Raw genomic sequence first — 7413 nt, forward strand, 5'->3', positions numbered from 1 at the left:
TTTCAAGACTTCAGACAACGGCAAAGCAGAAGTCAGGCACAACGGTACGCCGGACGATCCAACAGACGATTACATCGCCTACACCCCCAATCCCGACTTCAGCGGGCAGGATGTGTTTTTCTATCAAATTGACGACGGTAAGGGAGGTACGGCTGTTACCAAAGTGGAGGTGACAGTCGATCCCAACCATTCACTGATCGCATCTGGGGATGCTGCCACTGTAAATGCTGACAGTGCGATCGATATCAACGTCCTAGCCAATGACAGCGACCCCGACGGCGACCCCTTGAACCTCAGCATTTTCAGGGCTGCACACAACGGTAAAGCCACAGTCAACAACAACGGTACGCCGGACGATCCCAACGATGATTTCATTACCTACACTCCCAATCCCGACTTCAGCGGGCAGGATATCTTTCTCTATCAAATCGCAGACGGTAAGGGAGGTTCGGACGTTACCAAGGTTGAGGTGACAGTGAAAGCAGTCAACAAATTGCCGATCGCACTTGACGACAGCGCCACCACCCATCGAGACACTGCTGTCAACATTCCAGTGTTAGCAAATGACAGCGATCCAGACGGCGATCCCCTAATTTTGACAGTTTTGACCAACGGAGTCGGCGGCAAGGCTGAAATCAATTTTAACGGCACTCCAGACAAGGCTGATGACTTCATCACTTACCACCCCCACCGTGACTTCTGGGAGACGGACAGCTTCACTTATCAGATCGATGACACTCGCGGGGGAACAGCGACAGCTACTGTCACGATCGAGTTTGCCAACAAATTGCCGATCGCGATCGACGATAGCGCCACCACCGATCGAATCACTCCCGTCAACATCCCCGTATTAGCAAATGACAGCGATCCAGACGGCGACCCCCTGATTTTGACGGTTTTGACCAACGGAGTCGGCGGGAAAGCTGAAATCAATTTTAACGGCACTGCAGACAAGGCTGATGACTTCATCACTTACCACCCCCACGGTGACTTCACCGGTCAGGACAGCTTTACATATCAGCTTGACGACAGTCACGGGGGGACAGCGACAGCCACTGTTAACATCACCATTAATCCGATTGCAAATCCCCCGATTGCCCCTTTACTTTTGAACGGTACCCCCGATCCAGATACACTGATGGGCGCGGAGGGTGACGACACCATCAACGGCGACGGTGCGGATGATTTCATCGATGGTGAGGGCGGCAATGACCTCATTGACGGCGGTTTAGGCAATCTCGATCGCATTTTCGGGGGTACAGGCGACGACACCATTACCGATCCCGACGGCGTAAATGATGTTCAAGGCGGTGTTGGCAATGACAGCATCAATATCACTTTTGCTGAAACCTGGGATGACAATACTAATCCTAACGATACACTGCGTTCCGATGAAAAAATTATCGGCGGCACCGGTAACGACAGCATTACTGTCACCATGAACGACTTTCGTTTCTTTATCAACCTCAAAGCCGATGAAGCTGCGAGTTCCAATGTTGATGGTAATGATGTAATTAACCTCTTAGGAACCTACGCCAATTCAGTTGTTGACATGGGAGGTGGCGACGATACATTTAATGGTGGCTTAGGTGATGACAGTGTTGTCGGCGGCGATGGCAATGATACGCTAATTGGTGGCGATGGCAATGATACGCTAATTGGCGGCGGTGGTAACGATCTACTTGCAGGGAGTGCAGGCGATGACTTGCTAACTGGTGGTAGCGGTGAAGATCGGTTTTTGTTTAAATCGAACGGTGTTTTTAATACTGCTGATTTTGGGAGCGACCGGATTACTGATTTTACGACGGGTACAGACAAAATCCTCTTATCTCAAACTGCATTCGGAGCAATCACTTCAGCTCAAATTGCCTTTGCAGATAGCGATTTAGCAGCAGAAACCAGCAATGGATTAATTGTTTGCAGCCTCGCCACAGGCAAGTTATTCTTCAACCAGAACGGGGCACAAATTGGTTTGGGAACTGGTGCGCTATTTGCCACCCTTGACGGTACTCCGTTGCTGACAGTCAGCGACTTCCTGATTGTCAATTAATAATATCATGTCCGATCGATTGGACATGATATTATTATGTTAGTCGCAATTACGGCATTCAATATTTTAAAATATATTGAACTGATTTGCAACAAAGATACCGAAAAGATACAATACTAAAAGCCGGAGGATTTGGACAGTTTTAGACCCCATTTTTCTGATACCAATACCCAATACTTCGGCTTTCCCGATCGCAAGTTGTCCGTGTCCGCGCCCAGTTACCGATACAGACAAGCATCGCAAACTTAAATAAATCGGAGGTTGAAATGGTAACGCTGCAATTGAGACAAATCAGTGTACCGCCTGGACATAGAGTGCTTTTCCATGATGTAAGCTGGCTGGAATTTGAAGCAATTTTAGAGGAGTTGGGAGAACACCGTGCTTCCAGAATTGCTTACAGTCAAGGAATTTTGGAGATTAGGATGCCACTACCAGAACACGAATTTAATAAAGAAATCATTGGCGATATGGTCAAGATATTACTCGAAGAACTTGAAATCGATCGAGAATGTTTTGGTTCGACGACTTTTAAACGCCAGAGTATGTTGCAAGGAATAGAGCCTGATAACTGTTTTTACATTCAAAATTCCGCTCTAATGATTGGCAAAAAGCGCATCGACTTAAGTATCGATCCGCCGCCGGATTTAGCAATTGAAGTGGATTTGACTTCCAAAACTCAATTGGAAGTTTACGAGGCGCTGGGAGTTCCTGAAATCTGGCGGTACGAAAATAACCAACTGATGATTAATGTGCTTGAAGATGGGAAATATGTTGAATCTGCAATTAGTCCAACATTTCCCAATTTGCCAATTATTGAAGCTATTTCTGAATATTGCGAACAAAGTCAAACAGCGGGGACGAGTCAAACTCTCCGATTGTTTCGCAAGTGGGTGAGAAAAAAAATTACGCTTTGAGGACTAAAGTCCTGACTACAAAACGGACTGTTTCCCTATTTCCAATTCCCTATACAGACAAGCATCGCAAACTTAAATAAATCGGAGGTTGGAATGGTAACGCTGCAATTGAGACAAATCAGTGTACCGCCTGGACATAGAGTGCTGTTCCATGATGTAAGTTGGCTGGAATTTGAAGCAATTTTAGAGGAGTTGGGAGAACACCGTGCTTCCAGAATCGCTTACAGTCAAGGAATTTTGGAGATTAGGATGCCGCTGCCAGAACACGAGAAAGCTAAAACGATTATTGGCTATTTAGTAAATATTTTGTTTGAGGAACTTGAAATCGACTTTGAACCATTTGGTTCTACTACTTTTAAGCGAAAAAGTATGTTACAAGGAATTGAACCGGATGAATGTTTTTATATTCAAAATTCCGCTCTAATAATTGGCAAAAAGCGCATTGACTTAAGTATCGATCCGCCGCCGGATTTAGCAATTGAAGTGGATTTAACTTCTAAAACTCAATTGGAAGTTTACGAGGCGCTGGGAGTTCCTGAAATCTGGCGGTACGAAAATAAAAGGCTTCAGATTAATGTGCTTGAAGATGGGAAATATGTTGAATCGGCAATTAGTCCAACATTTCCCAATTTGCCAATTATTGAAGCTATTTCTGAATATTGCGAACAAAGCCAAACAGCGGGGACGAGTCAAACTCTCCGATTGTTTCGCAAGTGGGTGAGAGAACAAATCACGCTTTGAGGACTAAAGTCCTTGCTACGAACTTGAGGACTAAAGTCCTTACTATTCAGATATTGCACCATTCTCAACAAGCTGTAGGGGCGGGTTCGCCAACAGCCTTAAAGCTTGCAGACAAGTTAAATAAACCCGCCCTCCTCCACGAAAAATCCCCTTATTGAAAATGGTGCAATATATCAGTGCTACGAACTTGAGGACTGAAGTCATTACTACGAACTTGAGGACTGAAGTCCTTACTGCGAACTTGAGGACTAAAGTCCTGACTACCAACTTGCTAAAATCAAATTGCTTTTTTAGTTGCGCTGTTGAGTGATAGAGAGAGAGTAAGGGTGTTGACCTTGAGCCCGATCGCCCACGAAAATTACATAAGTCCCCTTGTCCCCATAACCCGAAAATTCTACATTCCCCGCAGCAGCATTCGCCGGTAGGACGCAGAAACTACCCCTGGGCCCCTGAATCATCAAACTCGGCGCTCCCGCTGTTTGTACGGCAATTTTCCAGTAAGGTAAATCCTGCGTAACTTCGATGACGTGGTTCGGCCCTTGGGCTACGAAACCGCACTCGCCGCTATTGTTCGGGCCGCCGGAGATTCCTGAAACACTCAGCGGTTCGCGAAATCCCGGAGCAATTTGCAGAGGTTGGCTCCGAAGGGCCCCCGGTGCAGTTAAAATCATTCCTAGGGCTAGAATTGCGATCGAGCCAAAGCGCTGTCTGGGGCGATCGCACGGATAGCATATCTTCATTTTTATCCTTATTGATCCGAACACAATGGCGGAAGGTTCCACTTCTTTGACGGTAGAGGATAATGAGCGGTTCCGAACACGCTAATGTGACTCTTATTAATGTGACCGCCCTAAAACGATCGGCGTACAGCTAAACTAACTCCCAAAATTTTTTATGAATCCTCAAAATAAGTTCAATTTGCAGCAAGCGATCGCACAACTAAAAGCTAAACTAGAGCGATCGCCCCTCATCCAACAAAATCCAGATAGCTATCAAGCAGTCGGAACCTTCTACAATCAATTTCTCGACAAGTTTCAAAAACTCCCCAAACCCGGGCAAGTCGCAGTATTTGCCGTCGGGGCGATCGTTGTCCTGACAGTGTTCAATAGCATCGTACAGCTAATTTCCGCCCTGGTGACTCTTGGCGTTCTCGGAGTGCTAATCTACATAGCGTATAAATTGGCAATTTCTCCTGATTCCTCCAACACTAACGACTAACAATAGGAAATTATAAATATGGCTAGCCCAACCGCACCCGGTGATATTAATCAACCCGATCCGTCTCCGTCTTGGCAAGCACAATCCCAGCAAATGCCGCTGTTGGTTCGCAGGTGCGGCGCTTGGGCCGTTGAAATTTCGTTAATTGCGGCCAGCGCCCTCGTTCCCTTCAGTATCGGGGCATTAGTCAACAAGGATACTCAAACTGTACCTCTCAATTCCTCAGTAACAGCAGTATCGGAAACTGTAGCCCGTATTTTGGGCAGCCCCGTGCGCGATCGCAACCCCAGAGTCGCACCCCTAACTAATCTATTCTGGTCTGGGGCGCTGCTGGCACCTGCAGTGTTAGCGGCGTGGCAATTGTTTTTGCTCGCCAGAACCGGTCAAACTCTCCCGAAACGCTGGTTTGCCGTTAAAGTCGTCACAGCCTCGGGTACTCCTCCGGGTTTTCGACGAGTGCTGATCCGCGAAAGTTTGGGGCGCTGGGGAATACCTCTGGGCGTCGCCTACGGCATTTGGCGCTTGTCCGGCGCGTTTCCTGATTTAATCATTTTAGGGGGGTTGAGCGGCTTGGCAGTGCTGGCAGACGGCGCTTTTGCATTCCGCTACAAACGGCAATCCGGGCACGATCGCCTCGCGAATACTTTGGGGGTCAACGCGCGATCGGACCAAATGTCGGCGAATCCTGTCACAAGTCAAGATTGGACTGAAGAAGACGCGCAAATTGCAGCTTTGGTTTTGACTCCAGAAACCAATGTCAAAAAAGAACCCAGTTTGTGGAATTGGATGCGCCAACATCCAGGCACAACTTTAGTGATAGTTACCGTTGGCAGCGCGGGATTAATTTTAACTTTGTTTGCCGGCACTCTGATCTACACTCAAAGTCAAGCAAATATGCGGGATTCCCGGCAGCGGAACGACGAATTATTTGTGGCTTTAGTGAGTAAATTGTCTCCGGCTTCGCCCAGCGGAACATCGGGGAGGCGATCGGCAATTTTGGCTTTGGGGGCGGTGGAAGATTCCCGCGCCGTCCCCCTGCTAGCGGATTTGCTCGCCCAAGAAGACAGCCGCCCGATGCTGGACGCGATCCAGCAAGCTTTAGTCAGTAGCGGGCCGAAAGCTTTACCTGACTTGCGGCGGTTAAACCAAGCACTCAGCAATGACCTCGAATCCCTGCGCTTCGGCGGGAAAGCCCCGGAACGCGAGTTAGCCGCGGCCCGCCAGCGAACAGTGCAAAGGGCGATCGGCAAAATTCTCACAGTGTATAGCAGCCAACTCAACGGCGCGGATCTCAGCCGCACAGATTTAAGTCAAAGTCCTGCCGGCCCGGCTCAGTTTCTTTTAGTATTAGACAAAATCGACTTATCAGGAATTAAACTGAGAAACAGCAATTTAACCAATGCCAGCTTGCAGGAAACTCGCTTTTACGGCACCGGCGAAGACAGGCGTCCGGGTACATTTGACGATTGGATTTCTGACTTGAGCAGCGCTAATTTTGAAGGAGCAAATTTAACCGGAGCATCTTTGAAAAGTGCTGTAATGAACCGGACTACTTTTGTCCGCGCTGTCATGAACAAAGCTAATTTGTCAAACGGAATTTTGAATGGAGCTAATTTGAGCAGTGCTCTTTTAATTGGGGCAAACTTGCAGCAAGCAATGTTAAAAGATGCCAGTTTTACCGGTGCAGATATGGGCAGCGCGAATTTGTCGGGAGCAAATTTGTCAGGCGCGCGTTTGGGCAAAGTCAAGGCTCAAGGCACTCAATTATCCTTGACAAATTTGTCAAAATCGGAATGGCAAGGTGCTGATTTGTCCGGTGCAGATTTGAGCGGGGCAAACTTACAAAATGCCGATTTGAGTTCGGCTAAACTCGCCAACGCGAATTTTAAAGATACTCGGTTGCAAGATGCTAATTTGCGGAATGCGGATCTGAGTTCGGTAGATTTTAGGGGCGCGAATTTAGCGGGAGCGAATTTTCAAGGCGCTGTGTTTCTCTCAAAGGCGGGTTCGGATCAATTTATTCAAAATCCGGTAGGTAGTAAATCAGGTCGATTCCAAGGAGTTGATTTTTCCGACGCTAAAAATTTAGAGAAAAGTCAAATTGCTTACATTTGTTTGCAGGGAGGGTTCCATCCAAAGTGCCCGCAGAAAAATTAATAATTGGTTTGTAGTGAAGACTCAAGGGGAGCATTTCATTTTTGTAAAAAGCATTTTTTGTTTGAGCGCTGTCCTCGCTCGCTTGGTGATAAAAGCCCGTGCGAGCGAGGACAGCACTACAAAAGCTAGCGCGCTTGATGCTCCTTCTTCCTTCTTCCTGATGACGTTGGACGGAAAGCAGTTGCCAGTTGTCAGTTGTTATTTGTCAGTTGCCAGTTGTTACCAATAACAAATAACAAATAACAAATAACAAATAACAAATAACAAATAACAAATAACAAATAACAAATAACAAATAACAAATAACAAATAACAAATAACAAATAACAAATA

Annotated in this window: 6 protein-coding genes; 5 read left to right on the forward strand and 1 reads right to left on the reverse strand. The window is 46.9% G+C overall.

Annotation, left to right across the window (positions count from 1 at the left end; genetic code table 11):
* The 3 genes from WBA89_RS25385 to WBA89_RS25395 form a co-directional block, all read left to right on the forward strand.
* The coding region (locus WBA89_RS25385; RefSeq protein ID WP_424410323.1) for an Ig-like domain-containing protein at window positions 1-2050 on the forward strand (2050 nt) is incomplete at its 5' end.
* A 266-nt stretch (window positions 2051-2316) separates the two neighbouring features.
* Complete coding sequence (locus WBA89_RS25390) at window positions 2317-2964, forward strand: Uma2 family endonuclease (RefSeq protein WP_424410324.1); 648 nt, start codon at window positions 2317-2319, stop codon at window positions 2962-2964.
* Window positions 2965-3057: 93 nt separating this feature from the next.
* The gene (locus WBA89_RS25395) at window positions 3058-3705 is read left to right on the forward strand and encodes a Uma2 family endonuclease (protein ID WP_424410326.1); all 648 of its coding nucleotides are present in this window, start codon (window positions 3058-3060) and stop codon (window positions 3703-3705) included.
* A gap of 290 nt (window positions 3706-3995) precedes the next feature.
* Here WBA89_RS25395 and WBA89_RS25400 read toward each other — a convergent pair whose 3' ends face one another.
* Window positions 3996-4445 carry a hypothetical protein gene (locus tag WBA89_RS25400; RefSeq protein ID WP_424410327.1) on the reverse strand — a complete coding sequence of 150 codons (450 nt, stop codon included), beginning with the start codon at window positions 4443-4445 and terminating at the stop codon, window positions 3996-3998.
* A gap of 154 nt (window positions 4446-4599) precedes the next feature.
* Between WBA89_RS25400 and WBA89_RS25405 the strand changes: the two genes are divergently transcribed.
* On the forward strand, window positions 4600-4923 hold the full coding sequence (locus tag WBA89_RS25405) for a hypothetical protein (protein ID WP_424410328.1): 324 nt from the start codon (window positions 4600-4602) through the stop codon (window positions 4921-4923).
* Between the two features lie 18 nt (window positions 4924-4941).
* Window positions 4942-7080: a pentapeptide repeat-containing protein gene (locus WBA89_RS25410; RefSeq protein WP_424410330.1), complete on the forward strand. Its 2139-nt coding sequence runs from the start codon at window positions 4942-4944 to the stop codon at window positions 7078-7080.
* Window positions 7081-7413: the final 333 nt, after the last annotated feature.

It is taken from the genome of Microcoleus sp., assembly GCF_049646505.1.
In the GTDB taxonomy this organism is placed as follows: domain Bacteria; phylum Cyanobacteriota; class Cyanobacteriia; order Cyanobacteriales; family Microcoleaceae; genus Microcoleus.